The sequence below is a fragment of the Acinetobacter ursingii DSM 16037 = CIP 107286 genome, from assembly GCF_000368825.1.
Classification (GTDB): domain Bacteria; phylum Pseudomonadota; class Gammaproteobacteria; order Pseudomonadales; family Moraxellaceae; genus Acinetobacter; species Acinetobacter ursingii.
In genome coordinates, this window is sequence record NZ_KB849717.1 from 1,319,033 (window position 1) to 1,338,097 (window position 19,065).

Sequence of the window (19,065 nt, forward strand, 5' to 3'; positions counted from 1 at the left end):
ATAAGATTTACTGATGGCTTTTATTCAGTTCATAGCTTGTGGCAACGATAAAACTTCTCTATCTTAAACAAAAAAGACTGACGCTCTGGACGCGTGTATGCTGACTCATTTAACTCTGATTAACTTTGCACTTGCTGATCATCTTGTACTCGATATTGAACAGGGATTTAATGTCTTAACAGGTGAAACTGGTGCGGGTAAATCCTTGCTACTCGACGCACTGTCTGCCTGCTTAGGCGAACGTACAGATACCAACTATGTGCGTTATGGCGCGGAAAAAGCCGATATTACAGCAAGCTTTAGCTATCAACCACAAAGTCCAGAATCGCAGTGGCTCAAAGAACATGAGATGGATGAGGATACGGGTGAAATTCACTTGCGCCGTGTCATTTTTGCCACAGGTCGCAGTAAAGCATGGATTAATGGTCGTCCAAGCAGCTTATCCGAACTCAAAGAAATTGGCCGTTTGCTGGTACAGTTATATAGCCAACATAGCCAGCAACAGTTGCTTGAACCACCCTACCCTAAGCATTGGCTAGATCGTTATCGTAATTTTTATCAGCCTGCACAAGAGGTCAAAGAGGCTTATCAAAATTGGCAAGCCACAATTCGCCAACATCAATCAGCACTAGATGCTCAGGCAACTCGTCAGCAGCTCATTCAAACACTGCAACTACAACTAGAAGAAATCGAAGAGATTGTTCAAACGGATTATCAAGAAATTGAACAGGAGTTCGATCGACTCAGTCATCATGAACATATCATGCAGGACTGTGCGTATAGTTTAAATGCGCTAGATGAAGCTGAACCAAGTATTAATCAGGAACTGGCGTCTATTTTAAGACGCATTGAAACGCATTCGGGTCGTAGCGAGCAGCTTTCTGAGATTTATAATTCGATCGTCAATGCACAAAGTGAGTTGGACGATGCAACCGCCAATCTACGTCAATTTATGGATCGTCAAAGTTTTGATCCTGAACGAATGGAGGAGTTAAATACGCATCTGGAAGTTTTCCATCGACTGGCTCGCAAATATCGTATTCAGCCTGAAGAACTTAAACAGGAATATGAACACTGGCAACTTGAGCTAGAAAAGCTGCATCAGCTTGAAGATCCAGAAACCCTAGCCGAACAAGTCGAAATTGCACATCAGGACTTTTTAGAAAAAGCCCAACATCTGGATCAAATTCGTCGCGACGCCGCCATTCCATTGGCCAAACAACTGACGGAACAAGTTAAACCACTGGTGCTGCCTGAAGCGCATTTTGAGTTTAAGTTTGAACCTTTAGAACAACCGAATGCTGAAGGTCTAAGTTTTATTCAGCTTTTATTTACTGCGAATAAGGGGATGCCTCCACAGCCTTTGGCTCGCGTTGCTTCGGGTGGTGAATTATCGCGTATCGCGCTGGTCATGCAGGTGATGAACGCTGAAAAAACCGAAGCAGAAACGCTGGTGTTTGATGAAATTGATGTCGGGATCAGTGGCGGTACAGCCGAAGTCGTGGGTCGCTTACTGGCAGATTTAGCGCAGCACGTGCAATTGCTGTGTATTACCCATCAGCCTCAGGTTGCGGCGCAGTCTGATCAACATTTACTGGTCAAAAAACAGCAGACTGATCCGGCCAGCAGTACCATTATTGAGCTTGATGAACCTCAACGGGTGCTTGAGCTTGCCCGAATGTCAGGCGGGGTTGAAATTAATGAGACGACCCTGCAACATGCCAAACAATTACGCCAGCTCAAATTCCAACACAGTTAAATCCTTTCAAAGCCAGTTTCCTGTCTTGATCGCCAATTATTTTTCTGCAATAAATCACTGAAAAATGATTGGCGAAATCCATTTACTCTTGTATGTTGATAAGAACATCCTATATCAATACAAAAGCGACCACGTTTTAAGGAGAACCGCTTAGGTGACCAAACAATATTTGACACACCGTTGTCTGATTGCTCCTCCAGAAATGGCCGATGATTTTTTTGCGAATACCGTAATTTATTTAGCACGTCACGATGAAGAAGGCGCACAGGGTTTAATTATCAATCGTCCGTCTGGGATTCAAGTCAAAGAATTACTCAATGATCTGGATATTGATGCTGACCATGTGCAACCTCATGAAGTATTACAGGGCGGGCCGTTACGCCCAGAAGCTGGATTTGTGTTACATACTGGACAGCCAACGTGGCATTCCTCAATTGCGGTCGGTGAAAACCTGTGTATTACGACCAGTAAAGATATTTTGGATGCGATTGCACATAACGAAGGTGTCGGTCGTTACCAGATCGCACTGGGCTATGCCAGTTGGAGTAAAAACCAGCTCGAAGATGAAATTTCACGGGGAGACTGGCTCGTGTGTGATTCCGATATGGATTTAATCTTTAATTTGCCTTATGACGCGCGTTGGGACGCTGCCTATAAAAAGCTAGGTGTTGACCGCACATGGCTTTCTTCCGAGATTGGTCATGCCTGAAATGCTAAGCATGCAAATGATTATGGCCTTTGACTTTGGTACGCAAAAGATGGGAATGGCTGTGGGGCAATCTACGATCGAAAGTGCCAATCCATTAGCCTTGTTTCCCATGAAAGATGGAATTCCTGACTGGAATCAATTGCTCAAGATTGTCAAAGAATGGCAGCCGAACCTATTTCTGGTCGGCTTACCATTAAATATGGATGACTCTGAATCCGAACTTTCGACTCGAGCACGCAAATTTGCACGGCGCTTACGTCATCAAACTAATATTGAAACTTGGATGGTGGATGAACGTCTAACCACACGTGAAGCACGTGATGAATTAGATGCTTATCATGATCAGGGACGTGGTAAGCGTCTTTCAGCAGATAGCTTAGCCGCAGCTCTTTTGATTCAGAGTTGGTATCATCATCCTCAAGGGATTCAACCCTAAAAAAATGGCTGATCAACATCAGCCATTTTTCAAGTCAACGATATTTTTATGTAGACTTTAATTTTCGATCCGCACTGTTGCTGTACGACCCGCTACAAATGCCAACGCATTTTTCGGTGTTTCATCTAACACAATCTTAACGGGTACACGCTGCGCTAAACGTACCCAAGTAAAAGTCGGATTCACATTGGCGAGTAAAGTTGAACTACTTGAACGTTCGCGGTCTTCAATCCCGCTGGCAATCCCTTGTACATGCCCACGGATTTTTTGTGAATCACCCATCAATTGAATCGTGGCTTTATCTCCCACATGAATGTGATTGAGTTTGGTTTCCTCAAAGTAACCCACCACATAAAGCTGCTCACGATCGACCAGTGCCGCAACTGCATCACCAATTTTGACATAATTACCAACACGCAAGCTGAAGTTGGACAATGTACCATCCGCAGGCGCAACCACCTCTGAACGTTTTAAATTCAGCAATGCCAGATTGAGCGCACTTTGAGACACTTCGATTAGCGCATGTTGCTGTTTAATGGTCGCCTGTGCCTGTTCAATCGAGGCGGTCATTTGCGCATCTTCAGCTTTGGATTGATCACGTGTCGCATACATTTGATCTTGTTCCTGCTTGGAAATCGCACCATCCATCAGGTTTGAATAACGTTCTGCATTTTTTTCAGCTAACTGCGTATTGGCACGAGATTTTTCCAGATTGGCTTTGGCTGCAATCGCATTGGCTTCTGCTTGAGCCAGCCCCGCTTTGGCTTTGGCCAGATCAGAACGTGCCTGTTCGACATCGAGTTGCTGACGTGCGATATCAATTCGAAATAAGGGCTGTCCTTTTTTGACGGTCTGGTTATCTTGCACCAACACCTCGGTCACCAAACCCGACACATCAGACGAAACCTGAATCACATCACCACGAACTCGCCCATCACGTGTCCACGGTGCGGAGTTATAGTAATTCCACAAATGAACAATCACAAAAATCGCGAGTATTGCGATCACCAGTGTGACCAACGGACGGACAATTTTCCGTGCATCAAAAGAATTCATGTTGCTTACCTTAAATTTCGCCTTAAACTTTCGTTAAAACTGATGTGAATCACGTCATAGAGCGTACATTGATTTTAGATACGGTTGAGATCTTAGGTCTGAATCGCCAGAAACATCCAGTGTACGAGCATCAACATCAACACATATAGACTTAAATTAAAAATGCCTGGAAATCCAATCCATCCCGCAGCAATCCATCGATTGCTCACCAAAGTCACGAGCTTGAAGAATAAATAGGCCAAAATCGCCTGAATCAGCAATGTCGGCACATAAACGCCATACAGATTGAACTCACCCATGTACAGCTCCATCTAACGCTTGATGGTCTTCGTCATTTTTTTGTACATGGAAAATGCTACTACGAATATTATTCATACTCATTTGAATCCGATGTTTCACTTCAATATCTGGTTCATTGAGCACCAGTGTTTCAATATAGTCCATTTGCGCCAATACTTTATCTTTTAAAACCGTATTCAACGCAATATGCTTTTCCTGATCACGAAAACTGGCTTCCAAAAACTGTTGTAAATGCTTTAATGCCTGTTTTAGCTCGGGCAAAGTTTTACTATTTTGGCTTAACTCGGCAATCCGGCTGAGATTAACCACCGCACTGGTTTCAATCAGTGCCAGATTCATGGCATGCTTTAACTCATCAGACTGAACCAGCTTGGTATTTAACACCCCGATCCGATCCAGCATACTGCGTAAATGAATGCGAAACGCTGAACCATAGGGAATATACAACGCTTCCTTTAAGGCGCGATAATGTAAACTCAAAATACGACGAGCACTGGTTTCAGGCGACATAGCACGAATAAAATAAATCGCCAAAATAGAAATAATCGGCCCAACCACGCCCGCCATTGCGGTATCCATCAAGATAACCGCATCCATCGCATAGCGGTTTTGCAAATTCAAACTCATAATAAAGTTAATCAGCATCGGCAATGCCAACATCATCAACATCGGTGTAGGAAACATACTGGCCAGATAAATCACCAACGGAGCCAAGACCACCGCTAACTGCCAAAATGCGTGAACTTGCGGCATGATGGTAAACGCATAAATGATGGTCAGGATTGCCGCGTAAACCGAACCACGAATAAACGTCTTTAATGCTGGAATCGGATTATCCATTGTAGACAAAATACAGGCACTGACCGCAGTTAATTGCGCCATCATATACCCCGCATGCCACCCCGTATAAATCCAGAGTAAAAAAGACGTTGCTGTTGCAACGGCAGCAGCAATCGAACTACGCACTGCAATACCATGATCACGATGCAGACTCGGATATTGTGTGGTAATGGTGGCAATCGTATCTGGAATACGTTTTTCACCTTTATTGATCAGTTGCCAAAGTAACTTCACCGCCATCACATTTTGAATAAAATGACGGATATCCATTTTTAAGGCATCCAGCATAATTTCTTGTTGTGGCTGGCTAAGTACCAATAAATGTTCAAAATCGGATTCAAACTCTGGCGGCAATTGATTCAATTCAGATTCATGGATATCGGTCTGCGCACGTAAGAAACTGACCACATCATGATGCAGTTGCTCTAAGCCTAAACGATAATGTTGATCAATTTGATCCAATTGAAAAATACGTTCTGACATTGAAACCAAGTTGGCAACCACCATAGTCAGTTGATGCAATAACTCCTGTATCGGCTTGGTCATACCATGCAATTCGCCACTTTCATAGGCTAGATGCACCGCAAGGCCATGAATATCGGTCGTATCGCGGGCAATATGCCCCAAAAGTTGAGTATAACTCTGGCTGTGCTGTTGATCGGTTAAAATACTGGCAAAGACATCACGCGTATCATCCAGCGTTTTCTGAACACGTTGCTGAAGTTGTGCACCCAAGTGTGCAGGGAAAATGGTCGCAGAAACGACCGCACTACAGATCACCGCAATAGAAATTTCCAGTACCCGACTTAAGGCCATATCAAACACACTATGGCTATCAATATTATAAATTGAGCTACAGGCAATCATGACCGTGGTATAACCCGCCAACATAAATACATAACTTCGCGGGGTACGATCCAGCAAGGAAATATATAAACATACGCCTACCCATATCGACAAAATACAGGTAAACAGGATGGGCATATCAATTAGACGCGGGGTAAAGAAAATCGCCAGAATACCACCCAGAATGGTTCCAGTAAGACGATACAAGGCTTTGGATGAGACCATGCCTGCATAAGGCTGGGCAATGATAATCACCGTACCTGCTGCCCACATGGGATAAGTTAAATCCAGTACAAATGCGGTATACAAAGCAAGCATCATCGCGATAAAGGTTTTGACCGCAAAAATCAAATCCATGCGCGATGGTCTAAACGCCAGTATCTGTTTAAATAACATGAATTGATCTCAAAACCAGTATTCCCTAGTGAGTGCTTGATCTATACGCATAATCCATCGATGTCATGCTTTTTTTCAATCGCACAACAGCCACAATCTGCTGTAAACGTTGGTTTACACTCAGTTCAGAAAGATCATTTTATAATCAGATTATCGCTCAACAAGCGTTTAGAACTACAGCTTTTACCTGTTGTTGTAAAAGGCAGTCAAAACATTGGTTAAGGATGAACCACAGATGGATGAAAAAATTTCACAGCGTGCATTTGACTTGATGAAAACTTCTTCATTGGATATTTTATTTGGATAATTTTGGCAAAAAAACAAAAAATAGTCAACAAAATATCTTATTATGATAATTAATTGTATTTTAAGCTTGGTTCAGCGTTGTTTTTTGATGAGATCAATTAATTATTAATTAACGCTGACTAATTTAGACTGCAAGGTGTGTCGCAATTTGTTATAACAGATAATTCCGCACGTGTTTCTGATGGTTCTTTAGCAAAGTAGGTAATCATGGCGCTTTCAAGCTTTGGCAAAATTTTAACGGTTCTGGATTTATTTTCGGTATCACGGCCTGTGATTAATGTCGATCATATTTGCGATGAGCTAGGTCTGTCCAAACCGACCAGCTATCGTTATTTAAAAGAACTGGTTTCTGCCGATATTCTACAGCGCATCAGCGGTACATCAGGTGATTACACCCTCGGTTCAAAAATTGCAGTCTTGGACTATATCTCGCGCACCACTGACCCACTGGTGCAAATCAGCAGTCCGTTTATGAAGGATATTGCAGAACGTACTGAATTATGTTGTTTGTTAACCCATCTCAATCGTGATTATTGTATTGATTTGCATCATGAAGTGTTTCGCAATACAGACTTGCTGTCCTATGGGCGCGGCTGTCCACGACCTGTGTATATGGGTTCGTCACCTAAAGTGATTATTGCCCAGCTCCCAAAACGTCAAATTCAGGATTATTATCAACGTTTTGCAACACAGTTGACTGAGGTTGGGTTTGCGCAGGATGAAGACAGTTTTCTGGCCCGTATGAAAAAAATAAAAAAACAAGGGTTTTATTTATCTCACGGCGAACTTGATCCTAATGTTTCAGGTTTATCTGTGCCGATTAAACTGTCCACCAATAAAGAGTCGCCTTTGGCACTCACCATTGTGGCCTCAAAAAATCGTTTTGAATTTATTCATATCGAGAAATTGATTGAAATTTTAAAAAGCAATGCTGCTCAAATTGAACATAAGTTTCTGACGCTTTCACAAAATGAACGGAACCCAACCAATAGCTCGATTTAACACGATATGAAAATTTCATTTATTTTTCATAGCAGCGATGTTTGAAATTTCAATCAAATTCTCATATAATGAAATTGTTCTTCATTAAAGCTTAATTTTCCATGAAATTAAGTCGTTTTCATCCGAAGACACTCCTCCTCAGAGTAAAAAGCTCATGTTGATCTCATGAGCTTTTTTCTTGTTACATAACACCCTCTTGAACATCTTATTTTTGCTTTTTAGACTGAAGCTAATGTAGATTGACTCTAAGCTATACAACAATAAACACCACATGAATTTCTGGCATCTTTTTCAACAACTACGCCCTTTTGTACGACCTTATCGGCTATTGGTCATCGCCACGCTCATTTTAACGTTGATTGGCGCACTGACCGCACAGGTCAATGCGCTCACTCTGCAATATGCAGTTGATCGGATTAATGCACTGGTCGAAGCAGGAAAAGGACTCAATGAAGGCTGGATGATTTTAGCCACGATTTCAGCGATCTTACTGGGGAAAGAAATCCTCAATGCCTTAGTTCAATTTGGACAAAAATATTACGGTGAAAAACTGCGTATTTATGTTTCACAGGATTTGGCTCAAGGCATTATTGAGAAGTTTCTGACGTATCGCCTGACTTTTTTTAATCAGGAAAAAAATCAGGCGGGTAAATTACAAACCCGTATCGATCGGGGTATTGGCTCGCTGACGCGTCTGGTACAAATTTTCTTTATTGATATTTTACCACTATTTACCAGTGCGATTATTGCTTTAGGGCTGATGTTCTACGCCAATTTCTGGATTGGCCTAGTCGCATTAATGATTGTCCCGATTTATTTCTGGTTGACCTTTAAGCAGGCACAAAAACTGGGGGGATGGCGACGTCGTTTACGTGATGGTCGTGAAAAAAAGAGTCAGGGTATTTTAGGCATTATCCAGTCAATTACCGTGATTAAATCGTTTAATCGTGAAGAAATAGAAGCCGAAAAACAACTTAAGCTACAGCGCGATCTGACTGACAATCAAATGCATACCCGTCAGACCAGTTTTATATTTGATGGCGTCAAAACTTTTCTTGAACAGATTGGCATTGTGCTGATTATTATCCTGACTTCTTATTTTGTTCTGGCAGGACAAATGAGTATTGGAATGATCATGTACCATATTTTGTTGTTCAATAATGTTTCTGCCCCGATTCGTTCGCTACATCGCATTTATGATGAAGTGAATGATGCCATGATTTATTCAGAAAGTTTCTTTCAAATTTTAAATGCCGATGACGAAATTGAAGATAGCGGTCATCTCAAGCCGATCATTCACGGACAATTTGAACTTAAACAGGTCAATTTTAGTTATGAAAATGGACATCAGGCATTAAAAAATATCAATATGGTGATACAGCCAAATAAAATTACGGCCTTAGTCGGACTATCAGGAGCGGGAAAATCTACGTTAATTAGTTTACTCGATAAATTTTATCAACCCGAATCAGGCGAAATTTTACTGGATGGAGTCAATCTCAATCAGATCGATACGCACTATTTACGTGATCATATTGGTTTAGTACTGCAAAAAAATCATATTTTTCAGGGTTCCATTCTGGACAATATCCGCTATGGCAAAATGGATGCCAGTCTGGATGAAGTGATTGTTGCGGCAAAAAAAGCATCTATTCATGAACAAATCAGTCATTTGGCACAAGGTTATGATACGGATGCACTGATGCTTTCAGGTGGACAACAACAACGTATCGCACTGGCACGGATGTTTCTAAAAGACCCACCGATTATTTTTCTGGATGAACCCACGGCGAGTCTAGATGCGATTGCCACCGAGCAAATCAAGCATAGCTTAGATGAAATTAAACAAGGTCGTACTGTGATTATGATTTCCCATAGCTTGTCGCAAATTATCGATGCCGATTATATCTATGTGATGCAGGATGGTGAAATTGTGGAACATGGTGAACACGAACAGTTGTATTTACAGACGGGAGCGTATAAAGACATTTTTGATGCGATGGCGAAAAGTTTAAATATCGACAAAATTGCCAAAACACTAGAAGATGAAGAAACCCATAGTTAAAACGTCTCGTACAATGATTTAAAGCAAAAACTGTCTAAAAGTTAAATTGATACGGGGCTGCAAAATTTTCTGTGACTTCATAATCGCATGCTGCCAGTGCTGTTGAGTGACACCCCGCATGACAATGAGCTGACCCGATTGCAGCAGCATTTCAATTTTTTCTTTGGTACTGATATGCCGAAAACAAAACTTTCGAGTGGCGCCTAAACTCAAAGAGGCGATCGTGGTTTGCTCGGCCAAAGACATATCACCGTCACTATGCCACGCCATTCCTTGTGTCCCTTCTTCGTATAAATTAGCCAGACAGGAATTAAACTGCTCGCCAAGCAATTGCTCAATACTCTGCTTGAGTAAAAATAACTGCTCATCCCACGGCAAGGAATCACGCATTACCCCTGAATAAGCATAGCGATAATGTGCATCGCCATACCATGCAACTTTACGCGGGGTAATAAAATGTTTTCCATAAAGTTTGGCTTCATCATGCCGCCATGGCAAATGTTCAAGCAAATAATGAAAATAAAATTCAGCCTGTTCAAGGTTGAGGAACAGACCATAATCCTGCACCTCCCCCTCATAAGGCAGCACATTGGTTTGTGGATCAGGGGCAAACAAATCCAGCGTCATACCGCTTGCTCCTGTTTTACCATTTCCCATGACAGCAGTGCCAGTTTACGTGCATGAGTCCAATGATATTCACCAATCACACCTGTAGATCGAATTACACGATGGCATGGGATTAAATACGCGATTGGATTTTGCGCGACGGCACTAGCCACTGCACGAAACGCTTTGGGATGACCAATTTGCTCCGCAATCTGTTGATAACTGCTCAACTGGCCTTCTGGAATCTTTAACAGTGCTTCCCAAACTTTGAGCTGAAAAGGCGTCCCCTGCAAACGTAGTGGAATTTTTTGCTGCAAATTAGACTTAAAATCGTGCTGAAACCATGCACTAACCTGCTGATGAAGTTCAGTGGATTGCTGTTGAAACTCAGCCAACGCAAAGCGCTGCTGCAATTCATCAAGTGCTATCAAATCAGTCAATGCATCTGATAAAAACTGAATTGAACAAATGGCTTTATTTGTACTTGCAATGAAAATCTCACCAAACGGCGTCGCTTCTATCGAATAAATAATCCGTAGAGATTGCCCTTGTTGTTTATATTCTCCGGGTGTCATCCCTTCAATGTGTACAAATAAATCATGCAAACGTCCAGTACCTGACAGCCCAGTTTCCAGTGCAGTTTCCAAAATACTATGGCGCTGTTGCAACAAGGCTTTGGCGCGTTGCAGACTCAAGTATTGCACAAATTTTTTTGGGCTAATGCCAACCCATTCCTGAAACTGGCGCTGTGCATAGCTCGGGCTTAAACCCACCCTTGCAGCCATTTGTTCCAGATTAGGTTGGTCATCAAAATGCTGATAGGCATATTCAATCATGCTTGCCATCACAGTAAACTGGCTGGAGGATACGTTTTTCATCATCAACACTCCTGTATTCAGTTTTACTGTAAATCAAAGCATAGACCCTGACGACCCGATTCTTGCACGACATTAGATGTTTCGTTAAAAAAGCCTTTCATCAGAAAGGCTTTAAATGCTTAAGGCTGTTTCAGATACGGCCAAGCTGCCTTTAAATAAATAAACATCGACCATAAGGTTAAAATCACCGCTGTATATAACAATGCATAAGCCAGTAATTCAAGCGGCTGCCAATTGAGTAAAAATACACTAATCGCAATCATTTGAAAGGCAGTTTTATATTTACCTACGGTTGAAACTGCAACGTTGGTTCTTGCCCCTAATTCAGCCATCCACTCACGCAAAGCAGACACGGTAATTTCACGGGAAATAATCACAATCGCAGCAAAGGCCATTGCGATCGTAGGTTGCCATTGCACCAGTACAATCAAGGCTGCTGCCACCATCAATTTATCTGCAACGGGATCTAAAAAACGTCCAAAAGCAGAGCTTTGATTGAGTGCACGAGCCAGATAACCATCAAACCAGTCGGTAATTGCAGCGAGCACAAAGATTGCAGTCAAAATAAGATGCCTAAAAAAGCTCCCCTCATGTTCATTGATCCCAATCGCAGGGGGCCAATAAGCAATCAATAAAAAAACTGGAATCAATGCGATACGTGCAAGTGTTAAAATGTTCGGGATATTCAGGATGCGTCCTGTTGTCATAGACATCGCCAGTTTAGTCCCCTCATTGCCGCCACAAGGCGATGCAACATTTCAGATAAGGCAAAATATTTTCTACGCCCAACTTTATACGAAATACCCAACAGTGTCGACTAGGCAAATACAGTAACCGTCTGACGGCAAATCGCCAGTAATTGATCTTGTTCATTCCAGACATAAGCATGTTCTGTCGCATATCCATGCTCAGCATATTCAGTCACCACTTTATATTTAAACCAGTCGTGTAATTGCTCTTTTAAAGAATGAATAAACGTGATGTGCCAAGTCAGTGAACTTGCTGGTGCAAGTGTCTTAAACATACTCAAAACACCGGGTGGCCAGATATCAGTCAATGTGACAAAATCTGCCAGTGTCATTTTACGATTGGCTTGCTCTTCAGGTGAAAACCTTGCCCATCCGCCAAAATCTGGACTTGGACTTCCCATCATTGGAAATTTCCCTTCGGCCCACCGCAGGTCAAAATGTTGATAACACTCAGGCATCATTTTAGCAAAAGGTAAAGGTGCTAACTGATCCGCGAGTGGATAAGCAGGGATCATAGGTTCCTGACGTACATGAATACTCGAATCACGATCTGTACCAAAACTTGCGATCAAAATACTTTGCACTGCATTTTCCTGCCATAGGCGTACTTCAAGTGTAGTGACCGACTTGCCCTGACGCAAAATTTCGGCGGTTATACGTGCTTTCCCCGCTTGTACTGGCCCGACAAAAGTAATACTACAGCTCAATAAACGCTTGCTTTCATCCCCAATGGTGCACAATGCTTTATGCATCAAAACGCCTGCGGCCAGACCGCCAAAAATCGTGCGACCCTGTAACCAACCCTCTGGTAAATCAATCCATTCCTGTTGTTCAATTTCACGAAATAACCGTGTAAGTGACATATTATTTTTCCAGTTTATTGATCTTTCACATAGTGTGATGCTTTTTTATAGATGTAAATGATCATTGACGCATAAGTCATTGAGCATTTTGGTCACTCTTAAACAGCATCGTCAGTGCTAAAAAGTAATCGAAAATTATTCATGCAAAATTTTATAAATGGTTCGCGCCATTGCTGGACCAAGCCCCGGAACCAAAGTCAGCTCTTTTTCCGAGGCTTTGAGTACGCCCTGAATCCCACCGAAGTGTGTCAATAAATCACGGCGACGTTTGGGTCCAAGCCCAGGAATCGCTTCTAATACTGAACCTGCACGGCGTTTATCACGTTTAGCGCGATGTTTGGTAATCGCAAAACGATGTGCTTCGTCCCGCACCTGTTGAATCAAATGCAATGCTTTATGATCTTCAGGTAATTGAATTTTGGTGCCATCAGTAAAATGTAAAGTTTCAAGTCCGGGTTTACGCCCTTCCCCTTTAGATACGCCCACCATAAAGGCATCCAGTTGTAAATCCTGCATCACCTCCATCGCCATATGCAGTTGTCCTTTACCCCCATCAATCAAGAGTAAATCTGGCAATAAATGCTTTTTATATCGGCGTGTTAAGGCTTGGCGCATGGCTGCGTAATCGTCACCGCCCGTGATATCCTGAATCGCAAACTGACGATAATCACGCTTACGTGCGCCGCCCTGATCAAAGACCACACACGATGCAATGGGTGCTTCACCCATGGTATGGCTGATGTCAAAGCATTCAATCCGGTCAATCGGTCGTCCCACCACTTGTTCCAATTGGTGAAAACGCTCATTCAGTTCCAGATGATTACTGAGTTGCCCTTTAATGGCATGCTGCACATTCATCTGCGCCAATTCTAACCACTCGGCACGGGTTTCACGTACCTTATGTTTAATCTGTACTTTCTTCTCAAATTCGGTATGGAGCGCCTGTTCCAACTCTTTAGTATCAGGCAATGCGACATTAATGATTAACTCACTCGGAACTTCATCGGCGACCTGAAAATAAAAGTTAGCCATAAAGTCACTCAGCATTTGTCCCAGATCATCACTAAGCATATCTGGAAAGTAACTTTTACCCCCTAACATGCGGCCATTACGGACATGCATGATTTGCACACACGTCACACCCGCTTGATGGGCAATCGCCAGAATATCGGCCTCACCTTTCACTTTAAATACCGCTTGCTGTGCCTGAACTTCACGTAGCAACGCCAGACGATCACGATAAAAGACTGCTTTTTCAAATTCAAGCTGTTCTGCCGCTTGTTCCATTTTCGCAATCAATTCCTGATTGAGCTCGCGGGTATCACCCTGTAGAAAACGAATGGAGTTATCCACATCTTCCTTATACTCCTGTGGAGAAATCAAACCGACACAAGGCGCAGTACAGCGTTTGATCTGATATTGCAGGCAGGGGCGTTTACGTTGTGAAAAAAAGCTATTTTCACACTGACGCACATTAAATAGCTTTTGCAGCACCAATAAAGTATCCCGAGCATTATAGGCACTCGGATACGGTCCAAAAAATTTGCCGACTTGATGCTTGCCTTTACCGCGTCCACTGGCAATACGTGGATAAGGTTTATCTGCCGAGACAAAAATGTACACATAGGATTTATCATCGCGCAGCATAATATTGTAGGGCGGGCGATGCAGCTTGATCAGGTTTTGTTCGAGTAGTAAGGCTTCAGTTTCTGAACGAGTGACCAGTGTTTCAATATTATAGATCCGCGCCACCAAGGCCTGAGTTTTCGGATGTTCAATAGTTTTGACAAAATAACTCGACACCCGATTTTTTAAATTCTTGGCTTTGCCCACATAGAGCAGCTCACCATCCTTCCCCAGCATTTTATAAACGCCGGGTAATTGGGTCATGTGAGCAAGAATTTTTTCAATATGTGGGCGCGCGATTGAATTCACTATGTCTTGGCTTTCCTTTGGCTACATCAGTGTATGTTGTGCTCAAACATTCTCTTTTCAAGCATTTATATGATTGTTTGCTGTTAGAGCAACATTTTCACCAAGAAAAAGAGACTTACAGTTTAATGATGAGAACGATCCAACGTTAAGGCTTCGATAAATTTCTGCTTATTTTTTGGTGAAATCAATACAGATTTGTTTTTCCCATCTTTCTGATAATCAATCTTGATTCGATCCAGTGATAAAGCTGGTGCAGATACTGGATTATTGGTTGGCGTCATGCTATGGATTTCACTTCGTGAAATGATCCATTTTAAAAACATACTATGAATAATCACATGATCCTGAGTCACGATATAACGAGTATTTACCACAGGCCACCACATAATAAGTATCACCAATGCATATACAATGCCATGTTCAGGATATTCTTGCAGAGTTCCGCGAAGCTGCATGCTCCAAAGCATTTGCAATAAAATTCCTGTTGCGGCAATGATAAAACCCAAAATCCACCAGTCTTTTTTTGAACGAAAGGTCTGCATGCGAAACTCCCCAATAAATAACAAATCAATCTTTAAAATTTTATGCGATATATAAATCTGGGCTTATCTTCTCATGAACCTCGTGTAAGGGCAAAGTGTTGCAAATGGCCAAAACCACCATCCAAGACAAAATCGATGACAAATATAAAAAAACGCCCTTAAGGGCGCTTATCTCACAGTATCTTTTGAAAGAACTCAATGATCTGCGGCATATAAGGGCGAATAAAAATCAGGAAGAAAATACCAAGCATCAAAAACCATTTCAGGAAATAGTATAGTTTTCGGTTTTTTGCTTTTAAAGCTTTGGCTTTTAAACGAATTTGATAGACATAACCAAAAGCTTTATTTAAGCCTCCCGTTTGGTCGCCTGTTTCATTCGGCGAGCTGGCCGCCGTCATGACATTTTTACCAAACCAGTGATTAAACTTTTCCATTAAACGAGTTTTCAGCGGACGTTCAACATCGGCAAAGAAAATAATACGGTTTTCATCGGTTCCGTTTTCGGCATAGTGAATATAGGTTTCATCAAACACCACACTTTCACCGTCACGCCATGAATAAATTTGTCCATCAACATCAATAAAGCAACGATCATCATTCGGCGTGATCAAACCCAAATGATAGCGTAATGAACCTGCATACGGGTCACGATGACGTACCAGACGACTATGTGGCGCAAGTTCAGTAAACATGGCCGCTTTAATCGTGGGTAAAGTTTTTAATAAAGCCGTTGTTTTCGGACATAACTCAGCTGCTGAGGGATGCGCAGAGTCATACCATTTTAAATAAAAGCGTTTCCAGCCTGTCTTAAAAAATGAATTGAACCCCAAGTCATTATAAGTACTTGATGCCTTGATTCCACCCTGTGCATATAAGGCTTTTGCCTCATCACGGATCATTTCCCAGTTTTCATCCAACACTTTCAAATCTTTAAAATGCTGCGTATCGATATAAGGTTGATTCGGCACTTTTGAAAAGATGTACATCAAAAAATTAATCGGTGCCAATATCGTAGAATGATCAAAAAATTGACGATAAAACGAATGTCGTACTTTTCCGCGATTTTGGATATATAAAGCTGAAATCACAAAAATCGCTAATATGATCCATTTAATCATATCGCTACTCTTTCAAAGGATAGAAAACTCAGAGCAATCATACTCACAAGATCGGCCACTGATCAGTGGCTAACGGCGAGAGATTTTAACAAAAGCAATGACAAAAAAGCTATTTTTTGTCAATTTAGTCTAGCTTATCCCAGAAATTGGCAATTAAATAATTCACTTGATTGACTTTTTTGACAGAATGGTTACAAAAATAGGGCTACTTTTTTGACACTGAATCCATTATAAAAATACAGGTTTGATTAAAAAAACTTGAATTGAAACAGGAAGTTCATTATCTCAGGCTATGCTTATGGAACGTTATTTACAAAAACGCGCAATAACAGGTAACAAAAATAGATGACCCTTGCGTCACGGCTTGATACAACTTGTTATGCTGTTTTTGGATATAGTTATCGTAAGATTAGCGGAGCATAATTGTGTGCAGAAAATGCATACACGCTTCATCACATCAACGTAGAAGTCCTCCAAAATAAAGGAGATCAGGCATGATCCACGCTGGCAATGCCATTACCGTCCAAATGCTTTCGGACGGAATTGCAGAATTCCGCTTTGACTTACAAGGTGAGTCAGTCAACAAATTTAACCGTGCAACCATTGAAGATTTTCAGGCGGCAATTGCTGCGGTTAAAGCCAATGCTGAAATCAAAGGCTTAATCGTCACTTCTGCAAAATCAACATTTATCGTTGGTGCAGATATTACTGAGTTTGGACAAAATTTTGCGCAAGGTGAACAAGCCATTGTTGAATGGTCATTGCCTGTACATGAAATTTTTAGCAGTTTTGAAGATTTAAACATCCCTAAAGTCGCTGCCATTAATGGTATGGCATTGGGCGGTGGTTTTGAAATGTGTCTGGTCTGTGACTATCGCGTGATGTCAGAACAAGCGCAAGTCGGTTTACCAGAAATCAAGCTCGGTATTTTCCCTGGCTTTGGCGGTACAGTACGTTTAAGCCGCGTGATTGGTATCGACAATGCGGTTGAATGGATGGCGATGGCTGCTCCGAAAAAGCCTGCTGCTGCACTCAAAGATGGCGCGGTAGATGCTGTGGTTGCGGCTGACAAGCTACAAGAAGCGGCAATTGACTTGGTAAAACAAGCACTTGCGGGTCGTTTAGACTGGAAAGCAAAACGTCAGGAAAAACTTGATCCAATCAAGTTAAATCCACTTGAACAAATGATGGCCTTTAATACGGCGAAGGGCGCAGTTTTGGCGAAAGCGAATCCTGCACAATACCCTGCCCCTAAACTGATGCTTGATTCCTTACAAGCAGGCGCAAGCTTAGGTCGTGATGACGCACTAAAAGCAGAAGCGCAAGGTTTTGCAAAAGCGGCGATCACCCCACAAGCTGAAGCACTAATCGGTCTATTCTTAAATGATCAGATCGTAAAAAAAGCCTCTAAACAACATGAGAAAGGTGCTCACCCAGTCAATCAGGCTGCGGTTCTTGGCGCTGGGATCATGGGCGGTGGTATTGCCTATCAAGCGGCAAGCAAAGGCACACCGATTATCATGAAAGATATTGGTAATGCTCAACTTGCACTCGGTATGAAAGAGGCCAATGGCTTACTCACCAAACAAGTAGAACGCAAAAAGCTTACTCCTGCAAAAATGGGTGAAACTTTAGCGCGTATCCGTCCAACTTTAAGCTATGACGAGTTTAAAGAAGTCGATATCGTGATCGAAGCGGTGACTGAAAATCCAAAAGTCAAAGAAGCAGTTTTGGCGGATACAGAGTCTAAAGTCCGTGATAACACCATTATTGCCTCGAATACCTCAACGATTTCAATCACACGTTTAGCCAAAGCGCTTAAACGTCCTGAAAACTTTGTGGGTATGCACTTCTTTAACCCAGTTCACATGATGCCATTGGTTGAAGTGATTCGTGGTGAACAAACCTCTGAAGAAGCAGTTGCTACTACTGTGGTACTGGCTCAGAAAATGGGTAAAACACCTATCGTGGTCAATGACTGCCCAGGCTTCCTTGTAAACCGTGTGTTGTTCCCTTACTTTGGTGCATTTGATCTATTGCTTAAAGATGGTGCTGACTTCCAGCAAATCGATAAAGTCATGGAGAAATTTGGCTGGCCAATGGGTCCTGCATACTTAATCGATGTTGTTGGTATCGATACAGGTGTACATGGCGCAGAAGTCATGGCTGAAGGTTTCCCAGACCGTATGAAGCCAGACTACAAAGGTTCGATCGAAGCGATGTACGAAGCAAAACGCCTAGGTCAAAAGAATGACGTTGGTTTCTACAAATACGTGCTCGATAAGAAAGGCAAGAAAGCGAAAACTGTTGATCCAACAGCTTACGAAATCATTGCCCCTTTCATTACTGGTGAAAAACGCGAGTTTGATAACCAAGAAATCATTGACCGCATGATGCTGACTTTCTGTAACGAAACCGTTCGTTGCTTAGAAGACAATATCGTAGCAACAGCATCAGAAGCGGATATGGCGATGATCATGGGTGTAGGTTTCCCTCCATTCCGTGGCGGCCCATGCCGTTATATCGATCAGACTGGTGTCGCTGAATATGTTGCGCTTTGCGACAAATATGCACACTTAGGTAAGGCTTATGAAGCGCCACAAATGTTGCGTGACATGGCTGCTAACAACAAAAAATTCTACGGTTAAGGAGCGACGTG

Annotated in this window: 16 protein-coding genes; 6 read left to right on the plus strand and 10 right to left on the minus strand. The window is 42.2% G+C overall.

What is annotated here, in order from left to right:
- The first annotated feature begins 97 nt into the window (after window positions 1-97).
- The 3 genes from recN (at window position 98) to ruvX (ending at window position 2,904) form a co-directional block, all read left to right on the plus strand.
- Complete coding sequence (recN, locus tag F944_RS13700; protein ID WP_004991683.1) at window positions 98-1,759, plus strand: DNA repair protein RecN; 1,662 nt, start codon at window positions 98-100, stop codon at window positions 1,757-1,759.
- 154 nt (window positions 1,760-1,913) lie between these two features.
- The gene (locus tag F944_RS13705; RefSeq protein WP_004991685.1) at window positions 1,914-2,468 is read left to right on the plus strand and encodes a YqgE/AlgH family protein; all 555 of its coding nucleotides are present in this window, start codon (window positions 1,914-1,916) and stop codon (window positions 2,466-2,468) included.
- The gene (gene ruvX / locus F944_RS13710) at window positions 2,461-2,904 is read left to right on the plus strand and encodes a Holliday junction resolvase RuvX (RefSeq protein ID WP_004991687.1); all 444 of its coding nucleotides are present in this window, start codon (window positions 2,461-2,463) and stop codon (window positions 2,902-2,904) included. The genes F944_RS13705 and ruvX overlap by 8 nt, the downstream gene beginning before the upstream one ends.
- Before the next feature lie 57 nt (window positions 2,905-2,961).
- On the opposite strand, the gene F944_RS13715 is transcribed toward ruvX, so the two are convergent.
- The 3 genes from F944_RS13715 to F944_RS13725 form a co-directional block, all read right to left on the minus strand.
- Window positions 2,962-3,960, minus strand: a complete 999-nt coding sequence (locus tag F944_RS13715) for an HlyD family secretion protein (RefSeq protein WP_004991688.1) — start codon at window positions 3,958-3,960, stop codon at window positions 2,962-2,964.
- Between the two features lie 92 nt (window positions 3,961-4,052).
- Window positions 4,053-4,259: a DUF1656 domain-containing protein gene (locus F944_RS13720; RefSeq protein ID WP_004991690.1), complete on the minus strand. Its 207-nt coding sequence runs from the start codon at window positions 4,257-4,259 to the stop codon at window positions 4,053-4,055.
- Window positions 4,252-6,342, minus strand: a complete 2,091-nt coding sequence (locus F944_RS13725) for an FUSC family protein (protein WP_004991692.1) — start codon at window positions 6,340-6,342, stop codon at window positions 4,252-4,254. The genes F944_RS13720 and F944_RS13725 overlap by 8 nt, the downstream gene beginning before the upstream one ends.
- Before the next feature lie 513 nt (window positions 6,343-6,855).
- Between F944_RS13725 and F944_RS13730 the strand changes: the two genes are divergently transcribed.
- Window positions 6,856-7,650 carry an IclR family transcriptional regulator gene (locus F944_RS13730; protein ID WP_004991694.1) on the plus strand — a complete coding sequence of 265 codons (795 nt, stop codon included), beginning with the start codon at window positions 6,856-6,858 and terminating at the stop codon, window positions 7,648-7,650.
- Between the two features lie 271 nt (window positions 7,651-7,921).
- Complete coding sequence (locus tag F944_RS13735; protein ID WP_004991697.1) at window positions 7,922-9,715, plus strand: ABC transporter ATP-binding protein; 1,794 nt, start codon at window positions 7,922-7,924, stop codon at window positions 9,713-9,715.
- 18 nt (window positions 9,716-9,733) lie between these two features.
- Here the strand turns inward: F944_RS13735 and F944_RS13740 are convergent, their stop codons facing one another.
- The 7 genes from F944_RS13740 to lpxO form a co-directional block, all read right to left on the minus strand.
- Window positions 9,734-10,342, minus strand: a complete 609-nt coding sequence (locus F944_RS13740; RefSeq protein WP_004991699.1) for an alpha-ketoglutarate-dependent dioxygenase AlkB family protein — start codon at window positions 10,340-10,342, stop codon at window positions 9,734-9,736.
- Window positions 10,339-11,199, minus strand: a complete 861-nt coding sequence (locus F944_RS13745; RefSeq protein WP_004991702.1) for a bifunctional transcriptional activator/DNA repair enzyme AdaA — start codon at window positions 11,197-11,199, stop codon at window positions 10,339-10,341. The genes F944_RS13740 and F944_RS13745 overlap by 4 nt, the downstream gene beginning before the upstream one ends.
- Window positions 11,200-11,318: 119 nt before the next feature.
- A complete protein-coding gene (gene pgsA, locus F944_RS13750) occupies window positions 11,319-11,906 on the minus strand; it encodes a CDP-diacylglycerol--glycerol-3-phosphate 3-phosphatidyltransferase (protein ID WP_010588585.1) in 588 nt (195 codons plus the stop codon).
- A 110-nt stretch (window positions 11,907-12,016) separates the two neighbouring features.
- Window positions 12,017-12,811: a thioesterase family protein gene (locus F944_RS13755; RefSeq protein WP_004991707.1), complete on the minus strand. Its 795-nt coding sequence runs from the start codon at window positions 12,809-12,811 to the stop codon at window positions 12,017-12,019.
- A gap of 135 nt (window positions 12,812-12,946) precedes the next feature.
- Window positions 12,947-14,746, minus strand: a complete 1,800-nt coding sequence (uvrC, locus tag F944_RS13760; RefSeq protein ID WP_010588586.1) for an excinuclease ABC subunit UvrC — start codon at window positions 14,744-14,746, stop codon at window positions 12,947-12,949.
- 122 nt (window positions 14,747-14,868) lie between these two features.
- Window positions 14,869-15,288 (minus strand): PH domain-containing protein, encoded by a 420-nt coding sequence (locus F944_RS13765; RefSeq protein ID WP_004991711.1) that lies wholly within the window; start codon window positions 15,286-15,288, stop codon window positions 14,869-14,871.
- A gap of 173 nt (window positions 15,289-15,461) precedes the next feature.
- The gene (gene lpxO / locus F944_RS13770; protein ID WP_004991713.1) at window positions 15,462-16,406 is read right to left on the minus strand and encodes a lipid A hydroxylase LpxO; all 945 of its coding nucleotides are present in this window, start codon (window positions 16,404-16,406) and stop codon (window positions 15,462-15,464) included.
- A 494-nt stretch (window positions 16,407-16,900) separates the two neighbouring features.
- Here lpxO and fadB point away from each other — a divergent pair, with 494 nt between their 5' ends.
- The gene (gene fadB / locus F944_RS13775; protein WP_004991716.1) at window positions 16,901-19,054 is read left to right on the plus strand and encodes a fatty acid oxidation complex subunit alpha FadB; all 2,154 of its coding nucleotides are present in this window, start codon (window positions 16,901-16,903) and stop codon (window positions 19,052-19,054) included.
- Window positions 19,055-19,065: the final 11 nt, after the last annotated feature.